24 protein-coding genes and 1 pseudogene are annotated in these 26675 nt (G+C 69.7%); 18 read left to right on the plus strand and 7 right to left on the minus strand.

What is annotated here, in order from left to right; all coding sequences use genetic code 11:
• From uvrC to AC0HS0_RS04825, 13 genes are all read left to right on the plus strand, one after another.
• On the plus strand, positions 1–2049 hold the full coding sequence (gene uvrC / locus AC0HS0_RS04765) for an excinuclease ABC subunit UvrC (RefSeq protein WP_472962002.1): 2049 nt from the start codon (positions 1–3) through the stop codon (positions 2047–2049).
• Positions 2050–2142: 93 nt separating this feature from the next.
• Positions 2143–2829, plus strand: coding sequence for a DedA family protein (locus AC0HS0_RS04770; protein ID WP_472962004.1), 687 nt, complete (start codon positions 2143–2145; stop codon positions 2827–2829).
• On the plus strand, positions 2826–4043 hold the full coding sequence (locus AC0HS0_RS04775; protein WP_472962006.1) for a sensor histidine kinase: 1218 nt from the start codon (positions 2826–2828) through the stop codon (positions 4041–4043). Before AC0HS0_RS04770 ends, AC0HS0_RS04775 begins: the two co-directional genes overlap by 4 nt.
• Complete coding sequence (locus AC0HS0_RS04780; RefSeq protein ID WP_472962008.1) at positions 4040–4711, plus strand: response regulator; 672 nt, start codon at positions 4040–4042, stop codon at positions 4709–4711. The genes AC0HS0_RS04775 and AC0HS0_RS04780 overlap by 4 nt, the downstream gene beginning before the upstream one ends.
• Before the next feature lie 136 nt (positions 4712–4847).
• Positions 4848–6152: an acyltransferase family protein gene (locus tag AC0HS0_RS04785; protein WP_472962009.1), complete on the plus strand. Its 1305-nt coding sequence runs from the start codon at positions 4848–4850 to the stop codon at positions 6150–6152.
• Positions 6153–6185: 33 nt separating this feature from the next.
• Complete coding sequence (rapZ, locus tag AC0HS0_RS04790; RefSeq protein ID WP_472962010.1) at positions 6186–7073, plus strand: RNase adapter RapZ; 888 nt, start codon at positions 6186–6188, stop codon at positions 7071–7073.
• Between the two features lie 57 nt (positions 7074–7130).
• Positions 7131–8111 carry a DNA-binding protein WhiA gene (whiA, locus tag AC0HS0_RS04795; protein WP_472962012.1) on the plus strand — a complete coding sequence of 327 codons (981 nt, stop codon included), beginning with the start codon at positions 7131–7133 and terminating at the stop codon, positions 8109–8111.
• A 115-nt stretch (positions 8112–8226) separates the two neighbouring features.
• Positions 8227–8853 (plus strand): superoxide dismutase, encoded by a 627-nt coding sequence (locus AC0HS0_RS04800; RefSeq protein WP_472962014.1) that lies wholly within the window; start codon positions 8227–8229, stop codon positions 8851–8853.
• 103 nt (positions 8854–8956) lie between these two features.
• Entirely contained in the window at positions 8957–9961 is a 1005-nt protein-coding gene (gene gap, locus AC0HS0_RS04805; RefSeq protein ID WP_472962016.1) for a type I glyceraldehyde-3-phosphate dehydrogenase, read from the plus strand.
• A 15-nt stretch (positions 9962–9976) separates the two neighbouring features.
• Positions 9977–11194: a phosphoglycerate kinase gene (locus AC0HS0_RS04810; RefSeq protein WP_472962017.1), complete on the plus strand. Its 1218-nt coding sequence runs from the start codon at positions 9977–9979 to the stop codon at positions 11192–11194.
• Positions 11182–11985 carry a triose-phosphate isomerase gene (gene tpiA / locus AC0HS0_RS04815; RefSeq protein WP_472962019.1) on the plus strand — a complete coding sequence of 268 codons (804 nt, stop codon included), beginning with the start codon at positions 11182–11184 and terminating at the stop codon, positions 11983–11985. Before AC0HS0_RS04810 ends, tpiA begins: the two co-directional genes overlap by 13 nt.
• 93 nt (positions 11986–12078) lie before the next feature.
• Complete coding sequence (gene secG, locus AC0HS0_RS04820) at positions 12079–12324, plus strand: preprotein translocase subunit SecG (protein ID WP_055915982.1); 246 nt, start codon at positions 12079–12081, stop codon at positions 12322–12324.
• A gap of 24 nt (positions 12325–12348) precedes the next feature.
• A complete protein-coding gene (locus AC0HS0_RS04825; RefSeq protein ID WP_179605832.1) occupies positions 12349–12714 on the plus strand; it encodes an RNA polymerase-binding protein RbpA in 366 nt (121 codons plus the stop codon).
• 70 nt (positions 12715–12784) lie between these two features.
• Here AC0HS0_RS04825 and pgl read toward each other — a convergent pair whose 3' ends face one another.
• The 6 genes and pseudogenes from pgl to tkt all read right to left on the minus strand — a co-directional run.
• A complete protein-coding gene (pgl, locus tag AC0HS0_RS04830) occupies positions 12785–13555 on the minus strand; it encodes a 6-phosphogluconolactonase (protein WP_472962022.1) in 771 nt (256 codons plus the stop codon).
• Positions 13552–14514: a glucose-6-phosphate dehydrogenase assembly protein OpcA gene (locus AC0HS0_RS04835; RefSeq protein ID WP_472962024.1), complete on the minus strand. Its 963-nt coding sequence runs from the start codon at positions 14512–14514 to the stop codon at positions 13552–13554. Before AC0HS0_RS04835 ends, pgl begins: the two co-directional genes overlap by 4 nt.
• Positions 14511–16052 carry a glucose-6-phosphate dehydrogenase gene (gene zwf / locus AC0HS0_RS04840; RefSeq protein ID WP_472962025.1) on the minus strand — a complete coding sequence of 514 codons (1542 nt, stop codon included), beginning with the start codon at positions 16050–16052 and terminating at the stop codon, positions 14511–14513. The genes AC0HS0_RS04835 and zwf overlap by 4 nt, the downstream gene beginning before the upstream one ends.
• Before the next feature lie 9 nt (positions 16053–16061).
• Positions 16062–17672, minus strand: coding sequence for a glucose-6-phosphate isomerase (locus AC0HS0_RS04845; protein WP_472962027.1), 1611 nt, complete (start codon positions 17670–17672; stop codon positions 16062–16064).
• Positions 17669–18796, minus strand: a complete 1128-nt coding sequence (gene tal, locus AC0HS0_RS04850) for a transaldolase (RefSeq protein WP_472962136.1) — start codon at positions 18794–18796, stop codon at positions 17669–17671. The genes AC0HS0_RS04845 and tal overlap by 4 nt, the downstream gene beginning before the upstream one ends.
• A 42-nt stretch (positions 18797–18838) precedes the next feature.
• Positions 18839–20923, minus strand: a pseudogene (gene tkt / locus AC0HS0_RS04855) (transketolase); the annotation flags it as partial.
• Between the two features lie 330 nt (positions 20924–21253).
• On the opposite strand from tkt, the gene AC0HS0_RS04860 reads away from it, so the two are divergent.
• The gene (locus AC0HS0_RS04860; protein WP_472962029.1) at positions 21254–22177 is read left to right on the plus strand and encodes a heme o synthase; all 924 of its coding nucleotides are present in this window, start codon (positions 21254–21256) and stop codon (positions 22175–22177) included.
• 2 nt (positions 22178–22179) lie between these two features.
• Entirely contained in the window at positions 22180–22722 is a 543-nt protein-coding gene (locus AC0HS0_RS04865; RefSeq protein WP_472962031.1) for a GNAT family N-acetyltransferase, read from the plus strand.
• On the opposite strand, the gene AC0HS0_RS04870 is transcribed toward AC0HS0_RS04865, so the two are convergent.
• Complete coding sequence (locus AC0HS0_RS04870) at positions 22696–23637, minus strand: COX15/CtaA family protein (RefSeq protein WP_472962032.1); 942 nt, start codon at positions 23635–23637, stop codon at positions 22696–22698. The two genes, AC0HS0_RS04865 and AC0HS0_RS04870, sit on opposite strands and share 27 nt — an antisense overlap.
• Before the next feature lie 280 nt (positions 23638–23917).
• On the opposite strand from AC0HS0_RS04870, the gene sufB reads away from it, so the two are divergent.
• The 3 genes from sufB to AC0HS0_RS04885 form a co-directional block, all read left to right on the plus strand.
• Complete coding sequence (sufB, locus tag AC0HS0_RS04875) at positions 23918–25336, plus strand: Fe-S cluster assembly protein SufB (RefSeq protein WP_472962033.1); 1419 nt, start codon at positions 23918–23920, stop codon at positions 25334–25336.
• A 1-nt stretch (position 25337) separates the two neighbouring features.
• Positions 25338–26543, plus strand: coding sequence for a Fe-S cluster assembly protein SufD (sufD, locus tag AC0HS0_RS04880; RefSeq protein WP_472962034.1), 1206 nt, complete (start codon positions 25338–25340; stop codon positions 26541–26543).
• The coding region (locus AC0HS0_RS04885; RefSeq protein WP_472962137.1) for a Rieske 2Fe-2S domain-containing protein at positions 26543–26675 on the plus strand (133 nt) is incomplete at its 3' end. The genes sufD and AC0HS0_RS04885, both read left to right, overlap by 1 nt.

The following is a 26675-nucleotide window of genomic DNA, read 5'->3' on the forward strand; positions in this document are numbered from 1 at the left end:
ATGCCGCCTGTGAGTCCGACCCGCGCAGACACGGTCAGCTACCGGCCCAAGGCGGGGGAGATCCCGACCCAGCCGGGCGTGTACCGGTTCCGTGACGCGAATCGGCGCGTCCTCTACGTCGGCAAGGCCAAGAACCTCCGCGCGCGACTCAGCAACTACTTCCAGCCGCTGCGCAGCCTCCACGAGCGCACCCGCCGCATGGTCACCACGGCGAACAGCGTGGAGTGGACGGTCGTCGCGAGCGAGTTCGAGGCTCTCCAGCTCGAGTACACCTGGATCAAGGAGTTCAACCCGCCGTTCAACGTCCAGTTCCGCGACGACAAGTCGTACCCGTACCTGGCCGTGACGCTGGGCGACCGCATCCCCCGCGTGATGGTCACCCGCAACCGCAACCTCAAGAACGCGCGCTACTTCGGCCCGTACACGAAGGTCTGGGCGATCCGCGACACGGTCGACCTGATGCTCAAGGCCTTCCCGGTGCGCAGCTGCTCCGACGGCGTGTACCGCCGGGCGGAGCTGACCGGTCGGCCATGTCTGCTGGGTGACATCGGCAAGTGCGCCGCGCCGTGCGTCGGCCGCATCAGTCCGGAGGATCACCGCGAGCTGGCCGAGGACTTCGTCTCGTTCATGGCCGGCAACGACAGCAAGTACATCCGCGCCCTCACCGAGCAGATGAAGCAGGCCGCGAGCACGCTCGACTACGAGGCCGCGGCGCGGCACCGCGACGCCATCCAGGCCCTCGAGGCGGCGATGGGCAAGAGTGCCGTCGTGCTGCAGGAGAACGTCGACCTCGACGCGTTCGGCATCGCGCACGACGAGTTGGCCGCCGCGGTGCAGCAGTTCATCGTGCGCGGCGGACGCATCCGCGGCGTGCGGTCCTGGGTCGTCGACAAGGAGCTCGACATCGAGCTCGGCGAGCTGGTCGAGACCGTCCTGCAGAATGCCTACGAAGGTGCGGACGCCCCGCCGCGCGAGATCATCGTGCCCGAGTTGCCGGAGGACGCGAGCGAGCTCGAGCAGTGGCTCATGGCGAGGCGGGTGGAGGCCGACGAGGCCGGTCCGGTGCGCCGCGGTCCCAAGTCGACCGGCAAGGTGGAGCTCCGGGTCGCCCAGCGCGGCGACAAGGCCGCCCTCGCACAGACCGCCGAGATGAACGCGAAGAATGCGCTCATCCTCTACAAGACCCGCCGCAGCTCCGACTTCGTCGCGCGATCCAAGGCGCTCAACGACATCCAGGACGCGCTCGGCATGGCCGACGCCCCACTGCGCATGGAGTGCTTCGACGTGTCGCACCTCAGCGGCACGAACATCGTGGCCTCCATGGTCGTGTTCGAAGACGGCCTGCCCCGCAAAGACCAGTACCGCCGGTTCAGCATCCCGGAGTCGACCGATGACACCGAGTCCATCTACCAGGTGATCTCGCGGCGCCTCGCGTACCTGAGGGAGGACGCCGAGGGCTCGGCCTCCGCCGTCGATGCAGAGGGCGCCGAGATCGCCGACGCGGCCTCGGCGGGCGACGACCCGGAGATCGACGTGGACGCCGAGCTCGCGGAGGCGGCGGAGCGTCGACGCCGCAAGTTCTCGTACCCGCCCAACCTGCTCATCGTCGACGGCGGTCAGCCGCAGGTCGCCGCGGCGCAGCGGGCGCTCGACGAGTCGGGTGTCACGGGCATCCAACTCGCCGGGATCGCCAAGCGGCTCGAGGAGATCTGGCTGCCCGACTCCGACTTCCCGGTCATCCTGCCGCGCAACAGCGACGCCCTCTTCCTGGTGCAGCGCATCCGTGACGAGGCGCACCGGTTCGCCATCACCTATCAGCGTGCGCGGCGCAAGCGCGACATCACGTCGGTTCTCGGCGAGATCCCCGGCCTCGGCCCGGCGCGCGTGAAGGAGCTCCTCAAGCACTTCGGATCGGTGGCGCAGCTGCGCCAGGCCACTCCGGAGCAGATCGCCGAGGTGCGTGGCGTCGGGCCGGCGACGGCCGCGGCCGTCTACGAACGCCTGAACGGTGACGGCGGCGGTGACGGCGCCGGCGCCGGCAACGACTGACGCGGCGGCAGTGGAGGAATACCTCCGTGGTACGGGCAGAAGGCTACCCCGGGGTGATGCGCGCGTTGACGCCCCGTCCGTAGCGTCGGGGCCATGGATGTCGTCAACGAATTCATCGCCGGCGCCGCGACCTCGCCCTGGGTGTACCTGGTCGTGTTCGCGGTCGTCCTGGTGGACGCCTTCTTCCCGCCCATCCCGAGCGAGACGGTGGTCATCGCGGCCGCGGCCGCCGCTGTCGCCACGGGCAACCCCGACCTGCCGCTGCTGCTCGCGTGTGCTGCGGCCGGGGCGGTCGCCGGCGACAACCTGACCTTCGCGGTCGGGCGCACCGTGGGGCTGGAGCGCTTCCGTTTCGAGCGGTGGCCGCGGCTGCGGGCGGCGCTCGATCGCGCCCGGCGCGGCATCCACGCGCGGGCCGGCGTGCTGGTGCTCTCGGCCCGGTACGTTCCCGTCGGCAGGGTCGCGGTCAACCTGGTGGCCGGCGCGGCAGGCATGTCCCGGCCCCGGTTCCTGATGCTGTCCGCGATCGCGGGGGTCTCCTGGGCGCTGTACTCCGTTACTGTGGGAGTGCTCGCCGCGCACTGGCTGCACGGCAACGCGTTCCTGGCGATGCTCGTGGGGGTCGCCGTCGGCGTCGCGGTCGGGTTCGTCGTCGACACGCTGCTGCGCGTGACCTCCCGACGGCGTGCCGCGACCGCCGCGGCGTCGGGCCCGGTCTCGGCGGCGCAGGCTCCCGGGCCCGTCGAGGTCGGCGCGATGAAGAAGGAGGGCGCACGATGACCCGCACCGCCGTCGCTCCCACACTGCGACTCGACCGTTCGCTCGCTCTGCTCTGGGGCGCCACCTGCACGGCTGCCGTCGCACTCCTGGTGCTCTCCTCCGCGCTGGGCGCCTCACTCTACGGCATCCCTGTCGTCCTCTCGCTCGTGCTCGCGCTCGTGCTGGCCGGATCCCTGGTGCTGGCCCTGGTGCTCCCGCTCGTGGCGGCGGGCGCATCGGCAGCAGCCGTGATCGCCCTCGCGATCGCCGGGTCGCCCGCGACCGGCAGCCCCTGGCCGGTCGCCGTGCCGACGACGATCGCGTTCGCGCTGACCCTCGGGCTCGTCGTCCTCCGCTCCGACTGGCGTGCGGGCTTCATCGCGTGGGTCGTCGGCGTGGCGGGCGCGTCCGTCGTGGGGATCGCCGGCCATCGGCCGCCGGTGTCCGCCGAGGCGGCGACGGCTGATCTGATCGTGTTCGCCGCGGTGTCCGGCGCGGTGCTCGGCGGCGCGGTGCTGGTGAGCAGGTGGCAGGCGGTCCGCCGTCAGCTGGTGCGCGAGCAGCAGGTGTCGGCGTCGGAGCACGCGCGCCGCGAGGTGGCGGAGGAGCGCACGCGCATCGCGCGCGAGCTGCACGATGTCGTGGCGCACGGCATGTCCGCCATCCAGGTGCAGGCCTCGAGCGCGCGCTACCGTCTCCCCGACCTTCCGGAGGCCGCCGCCCAGGAGTTCGATGAGCTCGCGGCGACCGCGCGCACGTCGATGGGGGAGATGCGCCGGCTGCTCGGCGTGCTGCGGCACGAGGGCGGCGCGGAGCTCGCACCGCAGCCCGGGTTCTCCGACCTCCCGGGGCTCGTCGCCGACGCGGCGCGACGCGGGGAGGTCGTGCTCGACGCGGAACTGCGCGAGGACGACCCTGCCCGCCGTGACCCGGTGCTCGGGCTCGCCGTCTACCGCATCGTGCAGGAGTCGCTGAGCAACGTCGCCCGGCACGCGACCGGCGCGGCGGTTCACGTCCGCGTCGAGCGCACAGCCGACGCCGTGCGCGTGGAGGTGCGCAACGGCAGGGCGCCCGGGCGGCCGGCGTCGGCCCCGGCACCGATCGGCGGCGGCCACGGTATCCGCGGGATGCGCGAGCGCGCCGGCCTGCTCGACGGGACGCTCACCGCTGAGCCCGTCGACGACGGGTTCGCTGTCACCGCGGTGCTGCCGGCGGCCGCGGAGGTGACCGGGTGAGCGTCACCGTCCTCGTCGCCGACGACCAGGCGATGGTGCGCGCCGGCTTCGCCGCCATCCTCGCCGCCCAGGACGGCATCGAGGTGCTCGGGCAGGCCGAGGACGGCGCACAAGCTGTCGAACTCGCCCGGCGGCTGCGCCCGGACGTCGTGCTGATGGATGTGCGGATGCCCGTCATGAACGGCATCGACGCGACCAGGGAGTTGGTGCGCCCGAGCCGAGGCGATCCGCATCGCCCGCTGGTCCTGGTGCTCACCACGTTCGACGCCGACGAGTACGTCTATGACGCCCTGCAGGCCGGCGCGAGCGGCTTCCTGCTCAAGGACGCGCCGCCCGCAGACCTGGTGCACGCTGTACGCGTCGTCGCGGCGGGGGAGGCGCTGCTCGCGCCGCGGGTGACCAAGCGGCTGCTGGAGCGGTTCGCGGCTCAGCGGCCGGTCAGCAGCGACAAGGCGCAGCGTCTCGCCGACCTCACGGAGCGTGAGCGCGAGATCCTCGTGTTGATCGGCAGTGGGGCGTCCAACGCCGAGATCGCGGCTGAGTTGTTCATCGCGGAGCAGACGGTGAAGACGCACGTGAGCCGCGTGTTCGCGAAGCTCGGGCTGCGCGACCGCGTGCAGGCGGTCATCCTGGCCTTCGACGCGGGTCTGGTCGAGCCGAGACCCTGAGGGAGCGCGATCCGTCACGCGCCGCCCCGTCGTACCCCGGTAGGGGTTCGGGTTGGCTCCACGGTGTGACGCGAGCCGCCACCCCCTCCCGAGACGCTTCCATCGTCGGTCCGCCGGGCCGCGGAAGGAGCTCTCGATGTCCATCTCCATCGCCCCTGTCCCCGTCCGGACCGCGGCAGCACCGGCCGTCCGGCCCGCGCCGGTCAGGCGGGACGGCGCCGTCGATCTCGTGCGCGCGATCTGCCTGGCGGTCGTCGTCGGGCTGCACGCGCTCATGGTCGGAGTCTCCGTCGGCCCGCGCGGCCCGGTGCTCGAGAACGCCCTGGAGCACTGGTCGTTCTTCCCCGCGGTGAGCTGGCTGGTGCAGGTCATGCCGCTGTTCTTCGTCCTGGGCGGGTTCTCCGCGTACGGGCAGTGGACCCGTCTGCGGAAGGAGGGCGCCGCGTACGGCGACTATCTCGCCGCCCGCCTGTCGAGACTGCTGGCGCCGGCGCTGACGGCGATCGCCGCTGCGGCGGTGTTGCTTTCGGCTCTGATCCTGGCGGGTGTGCCGGCCGACGACATCGCCGTCGCCGGCTTCCGGCTCTCGCAACCGCTGTGGTTCCTGGGCGTCTACGTCCTGTGCACTGCCGCGGTGCCGCTGCTGGTGGAGGCGCACGATCGTCGTCCCGTCGCCTCCCTCGCTGCTCTCGCGGTGCTCGGCCTGACCGTCGACGTGGTGCGCGCGTCCACCGGCGTCGCCGCGATCGGCTTCGCGAACCTGCTCTTCGTCTGGCTGCTCGTGCAGCAGTTCGGCTTCTGGCTGGGGTCCGGACGGCTGGAAGCGCTCGGCCGGCGGGCGCTCATCGGTCTCGGCGCCGCCGCGCTCGTCCTCACCGCAACGGGCGCGGCGGCCGGCCTGTGGTCGGCGGACATGTACGCGAATCTCAATCCACCCGCCACCGCTCTCGCGCTGCTCGGCATGGCTCAGCTCGCCGTCTTCGTGTTGCTGCGACCTCGACTGCGCACGATGGCGACCCGGCCCCTCCTCGCCCGTGCGGTGGACGCGGTCAATCGCCGCGCGATGACCGTCTACGCGTGGCACATGTTCGCGCTGATCGCGCTCGCCGGGCTGCTGCTGGCGTCCGGTCTGCCGCTGCCGGCGCCGCTGTCCGCGGGCTGGTGGGCCTCCCGCCCGCTGTGGCTGGTCGTCGCGGTGGCGGCGGTCGCCGCGATCGTCGCCGTCGCCGGCCGGGCGGAGCGGGGGAGCACCCGCTCTGCGCCACACGCAGCGGTCTCCGCGCCGCGGGCCTTCGCCGCGGCCGCGTGCGGTGCGGGCGGCGTCCTGATCGTGCTCCTGTCGGGCTCCGCGATCGCCGGCTGGGTCGCGGGCGCCGCGCTCGTTTTCGCGGCGGTGCGGATTCCTCGGTCGCGCCGCGTCCCGGAGGCCCTCAGTCGGTAGGCTTGTCCCACGCAGTTCAGAGAAGGAGAGCACGTGGCGACCGACATCGACACGAACGCCGAGCAGCAGGAAGTGCTGATCGTCACCGGGATGTCGGGCGCGGGCCGTTCCACGGTCGCGAACGCCCTCGAAGACCTCGACTGGTACGTCGTCGACAACCTGCCTCCGCAGATGCTGCGGCCGTTGATCGAGCTCGCCAACCGCGCCGAGTCGGGGCTGCCGCGGATCGCCGCCGTCGTCGACGTGCGTGGGCGCAACTTCTTCGAGGACCTCCGGGAGATGATCCAGAGTCTCCGCGAGGGCACGAAGGTGCGCGTCCTCTTCTTGGAGGCGTCCGACTCCGTGCTGGTGCGGCGCTTCGAGCAGGTGCGTCGCCCGCACCCGTTGCAGGGCAACGGCACGATCCTCGACGGCATCGACGCGGAGCGCACCCGGCTTCGCGAGATCCGCGAGGCGAGCGACATCATCGTCGACACGACCGACCTCAACATCCACCAGCTGGCCACCAACATCACCGAGACCTTCGCGGCGGAGGACACCGCGGGGGTGCAGGTGACCGTCATGAGCTTCGGCTTCAAGTACGGCCTTCCGCCCGACGCCGACCTCGTGGCCGACGCGCGCTTCCTGCCCAACCCCTTCTGGAACCCGGAGCTGCGCCCGCACACCGGTCTCGACGAGGTCGTCAGGGAATACGTGCTGGAGCAGGACGGGGCGGAGGAGTTCATCGCCGGCTATGTCGCCGCGATGCGCCCGATCTTCGCCGGCTACCAGCGGGAGAACAAGCGGCACGCGATGATCGCGATAGGCTGCACGGGAGGGAAGCACCGGTCCGTCGCGATAGCCGAAGAGCTCGCGGCCCGGTTGAGGGGCTTCCCCGGCGTCGCGGTCAACACCAAGCACCGCGACCTGGGCCGTGAATGATGCCGGCCGCCCACTTCACGGCGTGACCCGCGCCGTCCGTCACAGTTAGGAATCCGATTGGCTCTCACCGCCGACGTCAAAGACGAACTCACGAAGGTCGAAGTCAGCAAGACGACCGTCCGAGCCGCCGAGCTGGCCACGATCCTGCGGTTCTCGGGCGGCCTCCACCTGATCGGTGGGCGCATCGCGGTCGAGAGCGAGCTGGACACGCCCGAGCTCGCCCGTCGCGTGCGCAAAGATCTCGCCGAGCTCTACGGCGTCCGCAGCGACGTCTCGGTGATCTCCGCCTCGGGCGTCCGACGGAGCAGCCAGTACCTCGTGCGGGTTCTGGAAGGCGGCGAGACCCTCGCCCGCCAGACCGGTCTGCTCGACGCCCGGCGCCGGCCGATCCGCGGTCTCCCGAACCGCCTCACCACAGGATCGCGCGACGAACTCGCTGCCGTCTGGCGCGGTGCGTTCCTCGCGCACGGCTCGCTGACCGATCCCGGGCGCTCCGCCGCTCTGGAGGTCACCTGCCCGGGCAACGAGGCGGCGATGGCCCTGGTCGGCGCCGCCGGCCGGCTCGGTGTGTCCGCCAAAGCGCGGGAGGTGCGCGGCGTGCACCGCGTCGTCATCCGTGACGGCGAGGCGATCAGCGCCATGCTCGTGCAGATGGGCGCGACGGAGACCGTCGCCAACTGGGAGGAGCTGCGCCAGCGCCGCGAGGTGCGCGCGACAGCGAACCGCCTGGTCAACTTCGACGACGCCAACCTGCGCCGGTCGGCGCAGGCGGCCGTCGCGGCGTGCGCGCGCGTCGAGCGCGCCCTGGAGATCCTCGGCCCGGACGTGCCGGAGCACCTGCGCTACGCGGGTGAGCTGCGACTGGCGCACCGCGACGCGAGCCTGGACGAGCTGGGTCACCACGCCGACCCGCCCATGACGAAGGACGCGGTCGCCGGCCGCATCCGCCGGCTGCTCGCGATGGCCGACAAGAAGGCCGGCGAGCTCGACATCCCCGGAACCGACGCCAACCTCCCGGCCGACCTGGATGAGGTGTAGTTTCCGCAGTGGGCGGCCGGTCGGGAAGGAACCCGCGGCCGGCCGAGTTGCCCTCACTAGACTGAAGAAGTCGCCCGAATCGGGTCTCGAAGAAGAACAACTGTGGAGATGAGTAATGGCTGACTACACGCTCGCCGACCTTCCGTACGACTACTCGGCGCTCGAGCCGAACATCAGCGGTCGGATCATGGAGCTGCACCACGACAAGCACCACAAGGCCTATGTCGACGGCGCCAACACCGCCCTGGCCAAGCTGGCGGAGGCGCGCGACGCCGACGACCTCACCTACGTCAACAAGCTCCAGAAAGACCTCGCGTTCAACCTCGCCGGACACGTCAATCACACCGTGTTCTGGAACAACCTCTCGCCGGAGGGCGGCGACAAGCCGACCGGCGAGCTCGCCGCGGCGGTCGACGAGTTCTTCGGCTCGTTCGACAAGTTCCGCGCCCACTTCACGGCGTCGGCGCTCGGCATCCAGGGCTCGGGCTGGTCGATCCTCGCGTGGGACTCGCTGGGTCAGAAGCTCATCATCGAGCAGCTCTACGACCACCAGGGCAACCTCGCGGCGGCCACCATCCCGCTGCTGCTGCTCGACATGTGGGAGCACGCCTTCTACCTCGACTACGTCAATGTGAAGGCGGATTACGTCAAGGCGTTCTGGAACATCACCAACTGGGGCGACGTCTCCGACCGGTTCGAGAAGGCACGCGAGAAGACCTCGGGTCTGCTGCTACTGTCGTAGCGGGTAGGCGTCCCGGGAGGGAGCCTCCCGGGACGCCGCCGTCCGCCTGAAAACAACCCACATTGCGCCGTTCGGTGCAGACATCAAGCAACGGGAGACATCTGTGTCCGTAAAGATCGGAATCAACGGGTTCGGTCGCATTGGTCGCAATTACCTGCGCGCGGCCCTCGCCAAGGGCAGCGACCTCGAGATCGTCGCGGTCAACGACCTCACCGACAACAAGACGCTCGCGCACCTGCTCAAGTACGACTCGATCACGGGCCGCCTCGACGCCACCGTCGAGCTCGAGGGCGACAGCATCGTCGTGAACGGCAAGCCGATCAAGGTCCTCGAGGAGCGCGACCCGGCCAACCTCCCGTGGGGCGACCTGGGCGTCGACATCGTCATCGAGTCGACCGGCCGGTTCACGAAGGCCGCCGACGCCAAGAAGCACATCGAGGCGGGCGCGAAGAAGGTCATCATCTCCGCCCCGGCCACCGACGAGGATGCCACGTTCGTCATCGGCGTGAACGAGCACCTGTACGACCCGGAGAACCACAACATCATCTCCAACGCGTCGTGCACCACGAACTGCCTCGCGCCGCTGGCCAAGGTCTTCAACGACGAGTTCGGCATCGAGCGGGGTCTGATGACCACCGTCCACGCCTACACCGCCGACCAGAACCTGCAGGACGGCCCGCACAGCGACCTCCGTCGCGCTCGTGCCGCCGCGATCAACATCGTCCCGACCTCCACCGGCGCCGCGAAGGCGATCGGCCTGGTCCTCCCGGAGCTCAAGGGCAAGCTCGACGGCTTCGCTCTGCGCGTGCCGGTGCCCACCGGCTCGATCACCGATCTGACCGTCACCGCTTCGCGCCCGGTCACCGTCGACGAGGTCAAGGCCGCCTATAAGAAGGCTGCCGAGGGTCCGCTCAAGGGCATCCTCAAGTACACCGAAGACGAGATCGTCTCCTCCGACATCGTCTCCGACCCGCACTCGTCGATCTTCGACTCGGGCCTGCTGCGCGTCATCGGAGACCAGGTCAAGCTCTCGAGCTGGTACGACAACGAGTGGGGCTACTCCAACCGTCTGGTCGACCTGACCGAGTACGTCGCCGAGCGCCTCTAACACCAGGGAACCGACGTGACGCTCCGCACCCTCGATTCACTCGGTTCGCTCGCGGGAAAACGCGTCGTCGTCCGCTGTGATCTCAACGTCCCCCTGAAGGACGGCGTGATCACGGACGACGGTCGCGTGCGAGCGTCGATTCCCACCCTCGACGCCCTGATCAATCAGGGCGCGAAGGTGGTCGTGATCTCCCACCTCGGCCGCCCCGAAGGCGCGCCCGACGCGAAGTACAGCCTGGCGCCGGTGGCCCAGCGGCTCTCGGAGCTGCTGGGCAAGCCGGTGACCTTCGCACAGGACACCGTCGGTGCCGGTGCGGAGGCCGCCGTCGCCGGCCTGCAGGACGGCGACGTCGCCCTGCTCGAGAACCTGCGCTTCAACCCGGGCGAGACCGCCAAGGACGACGCGACGCGCGAGGCCTTTGCGGCCAAGCTCGCCGCGTTCGGCGACGCCTTCGTCTCCGACGGCTTCGGTGTCGTGCACCGCAAGCAGGCCAGCGTATACGAACTCGCGAAGGCGCTCCCGAGTGCCGCGGGCACGCTCATCGCGACCGAGCTCGACGTGCTCGACCGGCTGACCGAGAACCCCGAGCGGCCGTACGCGGTCGTGCTCGGCGGCTCCAAAGTGTCCGACAAGCTCGGCGTGATCGGTCACCTGCTGCCTCGCGTGGACTCGCTGCTCATCGGTGGCGGCATGCTCTTCACCTTCCTCGCGGCGCTCGGCCACAAGGTCGGCTCGAGCCTGCTGGAGGCCGACCAGATCGACACCGTCAAGGGCTACCTGGCGAAGGCCGACGAGCTCGGCGTCTCGATCGTGCTGCCGCGCGACGTCGTCGTGGCGTCGAAGTTCGGCGCCGACGCGGAGCACGTGGTCCGCCCGATCGACGGGATCGAGGACACCGAGTGGGGCTCCGCCGGGCTCGGCCTCGACATCGGCCCGGAGACCGGCGAGCTGTTCTCGGAGTACATCCGGGGCGCCCGCACGGTGTTCTGGAACGGCCCGATGGGCGTCTTCGAGCTCGCGCCGTTCGCGGCCGGCACCAAGGCGATCGCCCAGGCGCTCACGGAGGTCGACGGCCTCGGCGTGGTCGGAGGAGGGGACTCGGCGGCCGCCGTGCGCGCCCTCGGCTTCTCCGACGATCAGTTCGGTCACATTTCTACCGGAGGCGGTGCGAGCCTCGAGTTCCTCGAGGGCAAGCACCTGCCGGGTCTGGAGGTCCTCGGATGGCAGCAGTGAACGGTTCGGTGCGGCGCGTCCCGCTGATCGCGGGCAACTGGAAGATGAACCTCGATCACCTGCAGGCGATCGCGACCGTCCAGAAGCTGGCGTGGACGCTCAAAGACGCCGGGCACGACTACTCGGCCGTCGAGGTCGCGGTCTTCCCGCCCTTCACCGACCTGCGCAGCGTGCAGACGCTCGTGGCCGCGGACAAGCTCCCGATCGCGTTCGGCGGCCAGGACGTGTCCGAGCATGAGTCGGGTGCGTACACGGGAGAGATCGCGGCGTCGTTCCTCGCGGCGCTCGAGTCGCGGTACGTCATCATCGGCCACTCCGAGCGGCGCACGCTGCACAACGAGACCGATGAGCAGGTCGCTGCGAAGGTCGCGCAGTCCATCAAGCACAACATCGCTCCGATCATCTGCGTCGGCGAGACGGCGGAAGACCTCGAGACGCACGGTGCGAGCGCAGTGCCGGTCGCTCAGCTGCGGGCCGCCCTCGCCTCCGTCGACTCGGCCGCGGACTTCGTGGTCGCGTACGAGCCGGTCTGGGCGATCGGATCGGGTCAGGCGGCCACGCCCGAGCAGGCCGAGCAGGTCGCTGCGGCTCTGCGCGCCGTGATCGTCGAGCTCCTCGGCGAGGACGTCGCGGCCAAGACGCGCATCCTCTACGGAGGCTCGGTGAAGTCGGGCAACATCGCCGGCTTCATGCGCGAGCCGAACGTCGATGGCGCTCTCGTCGGCGGCGCGAGCCTCGACGTGACCGAGTTCTCGGCGATCATCCGCTACCAGAAGCACGTCGGACTCTGACGTTCCGCGGCGGCGTGAGCCGCCGCGGCGTCGGCCGGTTATACTGGTCGTTGGCTTTGCCGGGCGCCGCCCGGTCCCATTGAAAGGTCTAGCGTGCAGATTCTCACGGTCGTCCTGCAGGTTCTGCTGGGCATCACCAGCCTCCTTCTGACGCTCCTCATCCTGTTGCACAAGGGACGCGGTGGCGGACTCTCCGACATGTTCGGCGGCGGAGTCACCTCCAACCTCGGCGCGTCGGGCGTCGCGGAGCGCAACCTCAACCGCATCACGGTCATCCTCGGGCTCATCTGGATCACGTGCATCGTGGTCCTCGGGCTCATCACCAAGTTCAGCGCGTAGGCGCGCTTTCACCAGAGGAGAAACATGGCATCCGGAGGAAGCGCCATCCGCGGCTCGCGCGTCGGCGCGGGCCCGATGGGCGAACAGGACCGCGGTTTCCACGCCGAGCGCGTGGCGATCTCGTACTGGGACGCCCTCGGCAACGAGACCGTGCGGTACTTCGCGGCGAACCTGCCCGACGAGGAGATCCCGGACGTGATCGACTCGCCGTCGACCGGTCTGCCGGCCGGCCGCGACAAGGAGAACCCGCCGTCGGTCGCCAAGACCGAGCCCTACAAGACGCACCTCGCCTACGTGAAGGAGCGCCGCTCGGAGGAGGAGGCGGAGCAGCTGCTCGAAGACGCCCTCAACCAGCTTCGCGCCCGTCGCGGCAAGCCCACGAGCAACTGACGCGCAGACGAGCGCACGAAGAAGCCCCGCCGGTCATCGACCGGCGGGGCTTCTTCACTTGGGGCGCACCTCAGTACGACGGGGCGATGAGGTTCTCCGGCACGTCGACGGCGGCGTCCTTGTCGACGAAGAACACCGTGCGCTTGCGGCCCTTGGCGCCGGCGACCGGAACCTCGGTATAGCTCGCGCCGGCGAGCGCCAGTCCGAGCGCGCTGGCCTTGTCGCCTCCCGACAGCACCAGCCAGATGCGGTCGGAGGCGTTGAGCACCGGCCGGGTGAGGCTCAGCCGCTCGGGCGGCGGCTTGGGCGACTCGCGCACGGCGATCACCGTGGCCTCCGTCTCACGGATGCCCGAGCGGTCGGGGAACAGCGAGGCGATGTGCCCGTCGGGTCCGACGCCGAGGAAGGTGATGTCGAAGCGCGGGAAGTCCTGTCCGTCCGGTGCGAACGCGGCCAGCTCCGCGGCGTACACACTCGCCGCCTCGTCCAGGTCTGCGATCTCGTCGGAGGCCGGGAACGGGTGGATGTTCTCCGGCGGGACGGGGAGGTGGTCGAGGAGCGCCTCGCGCGCCTGGCGCTCGTTGCGCTCCTCGCTCGACTTCTCGACGAACCGCTCGTCCCCCCACCAGAAATGCACCTTCGACCAGTCGATGGTGTCGCGCGCGGGCGAGGAGTTGACGGCCTCCAGCACGGCGATCCCCATCGTTCCGCCCGTGAGCGCGACGTTCGCCGCGCCCAGGTCGTCGAGGATGTCGATCGTCTTGGTGAGGAAGCGTGCGGCCACTGACGCGGCGAGGGCTTCTTTGTCGGGGTGGACGAGCACCCGCCGTTCGTTCGTCATGCTGTCGCGCCCGCTCCTTCGTCGGAGGTCTCGAGCAACCCGAGACCCTTCGTGATGACCTCACCGTACAGGTCGTCCGGGTCCAGCCTACGCAGTTCCTCGGCCAGGCAATCGCGGAGGCTGCGGCGCGGCAGCGACAGGTCGTGTGTGGGCTGGCCCGGCTGGGACAGCCGCGCGACGTTGGGCACCTCGCGCTCGAGCTCGATGGTGCCGGACGCCCGCTCCATCTTCACGCCGTGGATGCCGCCGGAGCCGATCGCGCGCGAGGCGAGGTCGTACTGCACGGGCACCTGGAGCTGCAGTCGCAGCCACGCCGCGAGGAGGAGGGTGGAGGGCGAGTCGGCTGCGCCGGCGACCTCCACCGAGGTGATCGCCTCGTACGGGGGCTGGTCGAGCACCGCGGCGAGCTGCGCGCGCCACAGGGTCAGGCGCGTCCAGGCGAAATCGGTGTCGCCCGGCGCGTACGTGTCGGCGAGCTGGAACAGCGCCTCCTGCGGGTTCGGCTGCGCCGACGCGTCCGTGATGCGGACTGTTGCGATGCGGCCGAGTGGCGAGTGCGACGCGCGCGAGGGCGCGATGCCCGGCCACCAGACCACCACGGGCGCGTCCGGGAGGAGCAGCCCGGTGACCAGGCCCTCCTCGTCACTGGCCGTCTCGCCGTAGGCGCGAAGCACGATGACCTCGCTGGCGCCCGCATCGCCGCCGACACGGATCTGGGCGTCGAGACGTCCCGAGTCCGTGTGGCTGCGCTCCTCTTCGGTCGAGACCACGATGACGCGCATCGGGTGCTCGCGGGAGGCGTCGTTCGCGGCCTCGATGGCCTCCTCCTCCTGACCGAGGTGGGTGGCGATGATGAGGGTCAGCACCCGGCCGAGGGCGACGGCGCCGCCCTCCTCGCGAATCTTGACGAGCGCCTTCGAGATGTTGCTCGTCGTGGTGTCGGGCAGATCGACGATCATGGGCGCCTCCAGACGCGGCCGTCGCGGGCGAGGAGCTCGTCGGCGGACTTCGGGCCCCAGGTTCCGGGGCGGTACTGTTCGGGCTGGCCCTGCGTGGTCCAGAACTCCTCGATCGGGTCGAGGATCTTCCAGGAGAGCTCGACCTCCTCGTGCCGGGGGAACAGCGGCGGGTCGCCGAGCAGCACGTCGAGGATGAGTCGCTCGTACGCCTCGGGGCTCGCCTCGGTGAAGGCGTGGCCGTAGCCGAAGTCCATGCTGACGTCGCGCACCTGCATGCCGGCGCCCGGAACCTTCGAGCCGAAGCGGATCGTCACGCCCTCGTCGGGCTGCACGCGGATCACGAGCGCGTTCTGACCGAGCGCGCTGGTCTGCGACTCGGCGAACAGCTGCTGCGGCGCGCGCTTGAACACGACGGCGATCTCGGTGACGCGACGGCCCAGGCGCTTGCCCGCGCGAAGGTAGAAGGGCACGCCCGCCCAGCGGCGGGTTCCGATCTCCAGCTTGATCGCGGCGTAGGTCTCGGTGGTGGACTGCGGGTTCATGCCGTCCTCCTCCAAGAAGCCGACGACCTTCTCGCCACCCTGCCAACCGCTCGAGTACTGACCGCGCGCGGTCGACTTCGCCAGGTCGGCGGGCAGACGGACGGCGGCGAGCACCTTCTCTTTCTCGGCACGCAGGTCCGCGGCGTCGAACGAGATGGGTTCCTCCATCGCCGTGAGGGCGAGGAGCTGCAGCAGGTGGTTCTGGATGACGTCGCGGGCCGCGCCGATCCCGTCGTAGTAGCCGGCCCGGCCGCCCACACCGATGTCTTCCGCCATGGTGATCTGCACGTGGTCGACGTAGTTGGCGTTCCAGATCGGCTCGTACAGCTCGTTGGCGAAGCGCAGCGCCAGGATGTTCTGGACGGTCTCCTTGCCGAGGTAGTGGTCGATGCGGAACACCGAGTCGGGCGGGAAGACCGACTCGACCACGTGGTTGAGCTCGCGCGCGGTCTTCAGATCGCTTCCGAACGGCTTCTCGATCACGACGCGCCGCCAGCCGGTTCCCGACTGGTCGGCGAGCCCCGACTTCTTCAGCTGCTCCGTCACGAGCGGGAAAGCCTTCGGCGGGATCGACAGGTAGAACGCGTGGTTCCCCATCGTTCCCCGCTCGACATCGAGCTTCTCGACCGTCTCCTTGAGCCGCTTGAACGCGTCCGCGTCGTCGAACTCGCCCGAGACGAAGCGGACGCCCTGAGCGAGCTGCTTCCACACGTCGTCGTCGAACGGCGTGCGAGCGTATTGCTTGACCGCGTCGTAGACGACCTTCTCGAAGTCCTGGTCCTCCCAGTCGCGCCGGGCGAACCCGACGAGCGAGAACCCGGGCGGCAGGAGGCCGCGGTTCGCCAAGTCGTAGACGGCCGGCATCAGCTTCTTGCGCGACAGGTCACCCGTCACTCCGAAGATGATGAGGCTGCTCGGGCCCGCGATGCGGTTGAGGCGACGGTCGGAGGGCAACCGCAGGGGATTGAACTCCGGGGTGATCTCCACCGGTGACATCTGGCTCCTTCAGTTGACTGCCTCGAACAGCGAGACGACATCCGCCTCGGGGTTCGAGAGGGTCAGGGTCAGCACCGGACGGCCGTGCTCGCCGAGAACGCTCGCGTCGCCGGCGGCCTGGGCCTGGATGAGCTGGCCGAACGTGAACGGACGGCCCGGGATCTCGAGGTCTTCCGGAGCGACGGCCGTGATCTGCAGGAACACGCCGACGGCGGGGCCGCCCTTGTGGAACTGGCCGGTCGAGTGCAGGAAGCGCGGGCCCCAGCCGAAGGTGACGGGGCGCCCGGCCTTGGCGGCGAGCAGGTCGCGGATACCGGCGAGCTGCGGGAGAGCGAGGCGGTCGACGTATGCCTGCACCGAGACATAGCCGTCCGGTCCGAGCTGGGCGAGGAGCGCGTCCACCGCGCCGTCGAGCGTCGAAGCACCGCCGAGGAAAGACCCCGTGGTGCGTACCTCGACACCGCCTGCGGTGAAGGCGGGCGCGACGGGCTCGGGGCGGTTCTCGAGCAGCGCGCGGGCGGCGACCTTGGCGGCCTCCACGTCGGGCTGGTCGAACGGGTTGATGCCGAGCAGGCGGCCGGCGACCGCGGTCGCGTACTCCCAGACGATCAACTGCGCGCCGAGGCTGCCCGAGACGAGGATCTCGCCCTCGTGGCGGTCGGCCGGGAACAGGTGGTGGGCTTCCGCGTTGGCGACGAGACGGACGACCTGGAGGTCCGCCGGCTTCGACGTCAGCTCAGGCGCGAGCGTGTCGAGCACGACGGGGAGGAGGCCGGTGCCCTCTTTACCGGTCGACTCGGCGATCAGCTGCTCCGCCCAGTCGGCGAAGCCGACGATGTGAGTGCCGTCGGCGACGATGCCCAGCTTGTCTTTGAGCGGGTTGGTGCCGGCGATCGCGGCGCCGAGCACGAGGCCCGGGTTCGCGTCGTTGTCGACGGCGAGCTCGATGAGCGTCGCCTCCGCCTCGTCGAGGAGCTCCGAGATGTCCACGCCGGCGAGACCGGACGGGACGAGCCCGAACGCGGTGAGCGCCGAGTAGCGGCCGCCCACGTTGGGGTCGGCGTTGAACACGCGGTAGCCCGCCTCGCGCGCCGACTGGTCGAGCGGGGAGCCCGGGTCGGTGACGACGACGATGCGCTCGGTCGGGTCGATGCCGGCGTCGCGGAACCACTTCTCGTACACGCGCTTCTGGCTGTCGGTCTCGAGGGTCGAGCCCGACTTGGAGGAGATCACGACGGCGGTGGCCTGCAGGCGGTCGCGGAGCGCGGACAGGACCTGACCCGGGTCGGTCGAGTCGAGCACCGTGAGCTCGGCCTCGGCAGTGCGCGTGATGACCTCGGGTGCGAGCGACGATCCGCCCATGCCGCCGAGGACGATGTGGTTGACGCCCTTGGCGTGCAGCTGCTCGCGCAGTGCGACGATCTCGGCGACCAGCGGGCGGGAGATCGCGACGGCCTCGGTCCAGCCGAGGCGCTTGGAGGCCTCCGGCTCGGCGGCGGGGCCCCACAGAGCGGGATCCTGCGCCGTGATGCCGGAGGCGACCCGGTCGGCCACGAGCTGCGGCACGACCGTCGCGACGGCCTGGGCCGCCGCGCCGGTCACATGGATGCGGAAGGTCACTTGGCCGCCTCCAGCGCGTCGGTGACGGTCTGGACCAGCTCGGCCCACGAGACGTTGAACTTGTCGACGCCCTCGCGCTCGAGGGTGGCGGTCACGTCGTCGTAGTCGACGCCGAGGCCGGCCAGCGCGTCGAGTACGCCCTTCGCGTCGGCGTAGTTGCCGGTGACGGTGTCGCCGGCGATCTCGCCATGGTCGAAGGTGGCCTCGAGGGTCTTCTCGGGCATGGTGTTGACGGTGTTCGGGGCGACGAGCTCGGTCACATAGAGCGTGTCGGGGAGGCTCGGGTCCTTGACGCCGGTGGAGGCCCAGAGCGGACGCTGCTCGTTGGCGCCGGCGGCGACGAGGGCCTTGGCGCGTTCCGTCGCGAATTCCTGCTCGTAGAGCTCGTAGGCGAGGCGCGCGTTCGCGATGCCGGCCTTGCTCTTGAGCGCGAGCGCCTCGTCGGTGCCGATCGCGGTCAGGCGCTTGTCGACCTCGGTGTCCACGCGGGACACGAAGAACGACGCGACCGACTGGATGCCCGAGAGGTCGATGCCGGCGGCCTTGGCCTTCTCGAGGCCGGACAGGTAGGCGTCGATGACCTGGCGGTAGCGCTCGAGGCTGAAGATCAGGGTCACGTTGACGCTGATGCCGGCTGCGATGGTCTCGGTGATGGCCTCCAGGCCCTCGACCGTGGCGGGGATCTTGATGAGCACGTTGGGCTTGTCGACCTTGGCGGCGAGCTTCTTGGCCTGCTCGATCGTGCCGTGCGCGTCGTGCGCCAGGCCCGGCTCCACCTCGATGGAGACGCGGCCGTCGACGCCGTTGCTGGCCTCGTAGACCTCGTGGAAGATGTCGCTCGCTGCGGCGACGTCGTCGGTGGTGATCTCGAAGATCGCCTCGTCGACCGGCGTGCCGGCCGATGCGAGGGCCTTCACCTGGTCGGAGTACGCCTCGCCCTTGGAGAGGGCGGCGGCGAAGATCGTCGGGTTGGTGGTCACGCCGACGACGTTGCGGTCGGCGATCAGCTTCTGGAGGCCGCCCGTGGCGATGCGCTCGCGCGACAGGTCGTCGAGCCAGATGCTGACGCCCGCGGCAGAAAGCGCGGCCGTGGGGGAGGCGGTGGTGGAAGTGGTGTCGGTCATCGTGGTTTCTTCTTCTCTTCTTCCGTGCCCGCGCTCAGAGCGAGCGAGCGATTCCTTGGCTGCGGCGACGGCGTGCTCGGTGGTCATGCCGAACTCGCGGAACAGCGTCTTGTAGTCGGCCGACGCACCGAAGTGCTCGATCGACACGCTGCGGCCGTGGTCGCCGACGATCTTGTTCCAGGCGAGCGCCAGACCGGCCTCGATGGAGACGCGGGCCTTGAGGTCGGCCGGGAGGACCTTCTCCTGGTAGGAGGCGTCCTGCTCGTAGAACCACTCCAGGCAGGGTGCGGACACGACACGGGCGTTGATGCCCTCGCCGCGTAGCACCTCACGGGCCTCGAGCGCGATCTGGACCTCGGAGCCGGTGGCGATGAACAGCACGTCCGGCGTGCCGCCCGGCGCCTCGGCAAGGATGTAGGCGCCCTTGGCGACGTTGGCGGCGGAGGCGAGCGTGTCGCCCGTGGCATCACCGTCGCCGCGCTCGAACACCGGGATGTTCTGACGGGTCAGCGCGATGCCCGCGGGGCCGCCGCGGCGTTCGAGGATGGTCTTCCACGCGTACGCGACCTCGTTGGCGTCGCCGGGGCGGACGACGTCGAGGTGCGGGATCGCGCGCAGCGTCGAGAGCTGCTCGATCGGCTGGTGCGTCGGGCCGTCCTCGCCGAGCGCGACCGAGTCGTGCGTCCACACGAAGATCGACGGCACCTGCATGAGCGCGGCGAGACGGATCGCCGGGCGCTGGTAGTCGCTGAAGATCAGGAACGTGCCGCCGAACGGACGGGTGGGGCCGTGCAGCACGATTCCGTTGAGGATCGCGGCCATCGCGTGCTCGCGGATGCCGAAGTGCAGCACGCGGCCGTAGGGGTTGCCGGTCCACTCGTGCGTGGAGTGCTCGGTCGGCACGAACGACGCGGCGCCCTCGATGGTGGTGTTGTTCGACTCGGCCAGGTCGGCGGAGCCTCCCCACAGCTCGGGCATGACTCCGGCGATGGCGTTGATCACCTTGCCACTGGCGGCGCGGGTCGAGACGTCCTTGCCCGCCTCGAAGACCGGCAGCGCGTCGGCGAAGCCGTCGGGGGCCTCGCCGGAGAGCAGGCGGTCGAGGAGCTGCTTGCGCTCGGGGTTGGCGGCGGCCCAGGCGTCGAAGCCCTTCTGCCACTCGGCGTGCTCCTGCGCGCCGCGCTCGACGGCCTTGCGGGTGTGGTCGATGACGTCCTCGGCGACCTCGAAGGTCTGGTCGGGGTCGAAGCCGAGCACCTCCTTGACCGCGCGCAGCTCGTCGGCGCCGAGGGCCGAGCCGTGGATCTTGCCGGTGTTCTGCTTCTTGGGGGCCGGCCAGCCGATGATCGTCTTCAGGACGATGAGCGACGGCTTGTCGGTGACCTCCTGCGCGTTGACGATGGCCTGGTGCAGCTCCTGCACGTCCTCCTCGTAGACGCCGGTCTTCTTCCAGTCGACCACCTGCACGTGCCAGTGGTAGGCCTCGTAGCGGGCCTTGACGTCCTCGGTGAAGGCGATGTTGGTGTCGTCCTCGATCGAGATCTGGTTGGCGTCGTAGATCGCGATCAGGTTTCCGAGCTGCTGGTGACCGGCGAGGCTGGAGGCCTCGGAGCTGATGCCCTCCTCCAGGTCGCCGTCGCTGGCGATGACGTAGACGAAGTGGTCGAACGGGCTGGTGCCGGGCGCGGCGTCCGGGTCGAACAGGCCGCGCTCGAAGCGCTGCGCGTAGGCGAAGCCGACCGACGACGAGATGCCCTGGCCGAGCGGGCCGGTGGTGATCTCGACGCCGTCGGTGTGGCGGTACTCCGGGTGGCCGGGCGTGAGCGAGCCCCAGGTGCGCAGCGCCTTCAGGTCGTCGAGCTGGAGGCCGTAGCCGCCGAGGTAGAGCTGGATGTACTGGGTCAGCGAGCTGTGACCGGCCGAGAGGATGAAGCGGTCGCGGCCGAGCCAGTGCTGGTCGTGGGGATCGCGGCGCATCACCTTCTGGAACAGCAGGTACGCGGCCGGGGCGAGGCTCATCGCAGTGCCGGGATGCCCGTTGCCCACCTTCTCCACCGCGTCGGCCGCGAGGACGCGGACCGTGTCTACTGCCTTGTTGTCAATGGGATCCCACTGCAGAGCTGCCACGTGAAAACTGACCCTTCGTAGAAGTGGTGAGGGCCGTCTGTGGAACCCGCACCGGTTGAGGTAGTGCGCGCCGTGGACGTCATCGGCGCCGGTCGCCTTCTCCGTCACAGTCCTACAAATGGAGGCCGTGCGGAAGGGGTACCGGCTGGCGAGCACCTCCAAGTATAGGTAACACGCACGAAACACGGGGTGTTCCTGCAGGTCGGTGCGCTACCGGCCCCCGCTCCGCCGCGTACGGCGGCGGGAGGCGCGGTTGTCGTAGACTTGTGCAGGGCTGTAACAATCCGTTCGCCAGGCCCTGTCATCCAGACCCGAACCGCACGAGGAGCAATGGACGTCGCCGTAGAGAGCCGTGTCGAGCCGGCGAGCCGCATCGGCGTCGCGCGCAAGGTCAAGGCGTATATCGCCCTCACCAAGCCGCGGGTCGTCGAACTGCTGCTGGTGACGACCGTCCCGACGATGATCCTCGCCGCGCACGGCATCCCGAACCTGTGGCTGGTGCTGGCGACCGTGGTCGGCGGCTACATGTCCGCCGGCTCCGCAGGTGCATTCAACTGCTACATCGACCGCGATATCGACCGGGTGATGCGGCGCACCAAGAACCGCCCGCTGGTCACCGGCGAGCTGAGCGACCGCGAGGCTCTCGTCTTCGCGTGGGCGCTCGGCGTGGCCTCCGTGCTGGTGCTGGGCTTCTTCACCAACTGGCTGGCGGCCGCGCTGTCCGTCGGCGCCATCCTGCTCTATGTGGTCTTCTACACGCTGATCCTCAAGCGCCGCACGGCCCAGAACATCGTCTGGGGCGGTGTCGCCGGCTGCATGCCCGTGCTGATCGGCTGGGCCGCTGTCACCGGCTCGCTCGCCTGGCCGCCCGTCATCCTCTTCGGCATCATCTTCCTCTGGACGCCGCCGCACTACTGGCCGCTCTCGATGAAGTACCGCGAAGACTACAAAGAGGCGGGCGTGCCCATGCTCGCGGTAGTGCGCGGGCGCACCGTCGTCGGCCTCCAGGTCATCCTGTACGCGTGGGCGATGGTCGCCTGCTCGCTGCTGCTCATCCCGGTCGGCCACATGGGCCTGCTCTACTCGGCGGTCGCGATCGGCGCCGGCGGGTGGTTCCTGTACGAGTCGCACCGGCTCTACAACCTCGCCATCCGGCACGAGCGCGTGTCGCCGATGCGCGTCTTCCACGGCTCGATCGCCTACCTGACCCTGATTTTCCTCGCCGTCGCGATCGATCCGCTGCTACCGTTCTGAGCGTGCAGGCGCTGAGGACGGCGCGGCTCGTGCTCGACACGCCGCGGGAGACCGACATCCCGGTGGTCCTCGAAGCCTGCACCGACCCGGAGATCCTGCACTGGATCCCGCTCCCGCGGCCCTACACGCTCGAGAACGCGGAGTTCTTCGTGCGGTCGTACTGCCCGCACGGGCTTGCGAGCGGCCGCTTCACGGTGTGGGCGGTCCGGGAGGGCGACACGCTGCCGCTGGTGGGCGTCGTCGAAGTCCGGCGCGACGAGTCGGCGGAGGCGGCCTCCCTCGGCTGCTGGCTCACGCCCGCAGCGCGTGGCAGGGGAGTGATGACCGAGGCGCTGGCGGCGGTATGCGCGCACGCGCTCGCCCCGGGGGGCCTCGGCTTCGAGCGGCTGCACTGGGAGTACCTGCCGGGCAACGAGGCCAGCAGGAGGCTCGCGGAAGCGGCCGGCTTCGACTTCTCCGGCGCCGAACCCCACGAGGTCGACTTCCGCGGGGAGCAGCGTGAGGCGCTCACCGGCGTGCTACGCCGTGACGGTCTCCGCGGTTGATCCGGCGGCCACCTCGTCACGGGGAGCCGCGGCCTTGAGCGACAGCACGACGGCGGTCATGGCGGCGGCCAGGGTCGCCGCCAGCATCATGTGGATGCCGACCAGGATGCCGGGGAGGCCCGTGTTCGACTGGATGAGGCCCACCGCGATCTGGAGCACCTCCACCGCGAGCAGGTAGAGCGTGTAGCGGTGCACCCGGGTCGTGCGGATGCGCCACGAACCCACGACGAGCACCAGCGTGAGCGCGAAGGTCACGTAGGCGGGGATCGCGTGGACGTGCTCGAGGATCTCGGGGTTGAGCCCGTTGCGCGGCGCGTTCGCGTCGCCCGCGTGCGGTCCGGACCCGGTGGTGAGGATGCCGAAGACGATGGTCACCGCGACGAAGAAGCTGGTGAGGTGGGCGACGCCCGCGTACCAGCCGGGAACGGCGCGGACCCGGGGGCCGGGAACAGCGTAGACGCGAACGACGAACGCCGTGCACAGGGCCACGAGCACGATCGACACGATGAAGTGGAGGCCGACGACGTAGGGGTTCAGGTGGCTCCACACCGAGATGCCGCCCACGACGGCCTGAGCCGGGATCATCAGCCCGGCGAGCAGAGTCAGCCAGAAGAGGTCGGAGCGCTCTCTGCGGATTCGCAGGATCGCGATGAACGCGACGATCGCGACGACGCCCAGTCCGGCGCTGAGCACGCGGTTGCCGAACTCGATGAAGCCGTGGATGCCCATCTCCGGTGTGTTCACGAGCGAGTCGGCCGTGCACCTCGGCCACGTCGGGCAGCCGAGGCCGGAGGAGGTCAGACGGACGAGGCCTCCCGTGCCCACCAGCACGATCTGGCCCACGAGGTAGATCCAGGCGATGACCTTCAGCCGCCCGTCGACACGGTCGGGCAGCCACGCGATGATGCGCTTCATAAGTTCCTGGATTCCTCGGATCTCGTTCGATACTCGGCCAACGTGCAGGCGCGCCTCTACTATTACCGCGCCGCACCTGTAGAATTGGTGGGTTCGAGGAGCGCGCCTCGGTGCGCGCGCCTACGGGCGGCGCAGCGCGACCCGCCTCCTCGGACAGTCTAGGTACGCAGTTGCGCCATTCGCACAATCACGACACTCACTGCCGACGGCCTCGCGCCGCGCGACGAGGGGAATGAGCCGGATTGATAGCCGGTTACGAATGGTAGGAAACGAGGTAGATATGTCAGACATCCTGATCGATCGGCCTGAGCTCGCCTCCTTGGGGCAGTACGAGTTCGGCTGGGCGGATTCCGATGCGGCGGGTGCTTCCGCGCGTCGTGGGCTCTCACCCGAGGTGGTGAAAGACATCTCCGCACTCAAGAACGAGCCCGAGTGGATGCTGCAGCGTCGCCTGAAGGCCCTCCAGCTGTTCGAGCGCAAGCCGATGCCGACCTGGGGCGCCGATCTCTCCGAGATCGACTTCGACAACATCAAGTACTTCGTGCGGTCCACCGAGAAGCAGGCCCAGAGCTGGGAAGACCTGCCGGAGGACATCCGCAACACCTACGAGAAGCTCGGCATCCCGGAGGCGGAGCGCCAGCGCCTCGTGGCCGGTGTCGCCGCCCAGTACGAGTCCGAGGTCGTCTACCACCAGATCCGTGAAGACCTGGAGCAGCAGGGTGTGATCTTCCTCGACACCGACACCGCTCTCAAGCAGCACCCGGAGATCTTCGAGGAGTACTTCGGAACGGTCATCCCGGCCGGCGACAACAAGTTCGCTGCTCTGAACACGGCCGTCTGGTCCGGAGGCTCGTTCGTCTACGTGCCCAAGGGCGTCCACGTCGAGATCCCGCTGCAGGCCTACTTCCGTATCAACACCGAGAACATGGGCCAGTTCGAGCGCACGCTCATCATCGCCGACGAGGACAGCTACGTGCACTACATCGAGGGCTGCACGGCACCGATCTACAAGTCCGACTCGCTGCACTCCGCGGTCGTCGAGATCATCGTCAAGAAGAACGCCCGCGTGCGGTACACGACCATCCAGAACTGGTCGAACAACGTCTACAACCTCGTCACCAAGCGCGCCACGGCCGCCGAGGGCGCGACGATGGAGTGGATCGACGGCAACATCGGCTCCAAGGTGACGATGAAGTACCCGTCGATCTACCTGATGGGCGAGCACGCCAAGGGCGAGACCCTGTCCGTCGCCTTCGCGGGTCCCGGTCAGCACCAGGACGCCGGCGCGAAGATGATCCACATGGCGCCGTACACGCAGTCGTCGATCGTCTCGAAGTCGATCGCCCGCGGCGGGGGCCGTGCGGGCTACCGCGGCGAGGTGCGGGTGGACGCGAACGCGCACCACGCTGCGAACACCGTGCGCTGCGACGCCCTCCTGGTCGACACGATCTCGCGGTCCGACACCTACCCGGCGATCGACATCCGAGTCGACGACGTGCAGCTCGGGCACGAGGCGACGGTCTCGCGCGTGAGCGAGGAGCAGCTCTTCTACCTGATGTCCCGGGGGCTCCCGGAGGACGAGGCCATGGCGATGATCGTCCGCGGCTTCATCGAGCCGATCGCTCGCGAGCTCCCGATGGAATACGCACTCGAACTCAACAAGCTCATCGAGATGGGCATGGAAGGCTCTGTCGGCTGATATGACGACCCCCAGTACCCCGACGCCCTCTGCCACCATCCCGCAGACCACAGAGGCCGCGCCGGCTCCTACCCACATGCGCGCGCCCGTGCCCGTCCAGACCCGGTCCGAGCGGTTCACCTCCACCGAGGTCGCCGACTTCCCCGAGGTCACCGGCCGCGAGGTCATGTGGAAGCACACGCCCGTCGCCCGTCTCGCGGAGCTGATCTCCGGCGAGCTGGACGGCTCCCCGTACGTGTTCGACCTGACCGCCGCTCCCGGAGTGACCGCCTCCTGGATCGGCCGCGACGACGCCCGCATCGGCTCCGCCGGCATCCCGGAGGACCGCGCGTCCGCCAACGCCTGGACGAACTTCGAGCAGGCCTTGCTCGTCTCCATCACGGGTGACGACGTCAAAGAGGCCACGCTGACCCGCGCAGCGCTCGGCGGCACCGCGCGCGCGGCGCACACGGTCGTGGAGGTCGCCGCCGGCGCCCACGCGACCCTCATCCTCCAGAACAGCGGTGCGGCCCACCTGACCGAGAACGTCGAGTTCCTGCTCGGCGCCGGCGCCCACCTCACGGTCGTGTCGGTGCAGGAGTGGGACGACGACGCGCTGCACGTCTCCGCGCACTTCGCCGAACTCGCCGAGGGAGCGCGCATCAAGCACGTCGCCGTCACGCTCGGCGGCGGTGTGGTGCGGCTGAACCCGTCGGCTCACCTCGCCGGCGCCCGCGCCGACGCCGAGCTGCTCGGCGCCTACTTCGCCGACGCCGCGCAGCACCTCGAGCAGCAGGTCTACGTGCACCACGACGGCCCTGAGACCCGCAGCCGCGTCACCTACAAGGGCGCGCTGCAGGGCGAGGGCGCCCGCACCGTGTGGATCGGCGACGTGCTCATCGGCCCGAAGGCCGTCGGCACCGACACCTACGAGCAGAACCGCAACCTCGTGCTCACCGACGGCGCCCGAGCCGACTCGGTGCCGAACCTCGAGATCGAGACCGGCGACATCGTCGGGGCAGGTCACGCGAGCGCGACCGGCCGGTTCGACGACGAGCAGCTGTTCTACCTGCAGTCGCGTGGCATCCCCGAAGAGGAGGCGCGCCGCCTGGTCGTGCGCGGGTTCCTCTTCGAGATCGTGCAGCAGATCGGATCGGCCGCCCTGCAGGAGCGCCTGCAGGCCGCCATCGAGGCCGAGCTCGCGGTGTCCGTCACGGCGGCGAGCTGATGGCGGGTACCCGCGTCGCCTCGTCGGCCGAGCTCGTCGAGAACCAGGCGACCCGCGTGGTCGTCGACGGCGTCCCAATCGCCGTCGTGAAGGACTCGGCCGGCGACATCCACGCCATCGGCGACACCTGCA

It is taken from the genome of Leifsonia sp. PARNA 1/14 (assembly GCF_055720965.1).